Genomic DNA, 298 nt, shown 5'->3' with positions numbered 1-298 from the left:
GGTCTTCCTCCCTCGTCACCGAAAGCCGACCTGGCGGGCCGAACGGTTGACGATCGGCAGGTGTCACAACTTTCCTACTCCGTTGTTCTGGCTTTTTTCCTTCGCCAGTTGGTGTGCGACTGCGCGACGGCCAGTTTCAACTCAGGTGTGATCTCCAAGGGCGCATTCTCTGCCCCATGTGGGCTCTGCAGTGCCTCGACGTGGACGGTCGGGAATGGCAGTTCGATGCCCTGCTCCTTGAAGGCCTGGCGGAGGCGTAAAACATTGCGAAGGCACCTCCCGGTCTCTGGTTCTGGAC

1 protein-coding gene is annotated in these 298 nt (G+C 60.1%); it reads right to left on the bottom strand.

The window, feature by feature from the left end:
* Nucleotides 1–74 precede the first annotated feature (74 nt).
* On the bottom strand, nt 75–298 hold a 224-nt coding region (locus EN818_RS33415), incomplete at its 5' end, for a hypothetical protein (RefSeq protein ID WP_245521444.1).

This window comes from Mesorhizobium sp. M3A.F.Ca.ET.175.01.1.1, from assembly GCF_004791945.1.
Lineage (GTDB): Bacteria > Pseudomonadota > Alphaproteobacteria > Rhizobiales > Rhizobiaceae > Mesorhizobium.
Note: the sequence above shows the minus strand (reverse complement) of the source record. Positions and strands in the feature narration are given on the sequence as shown.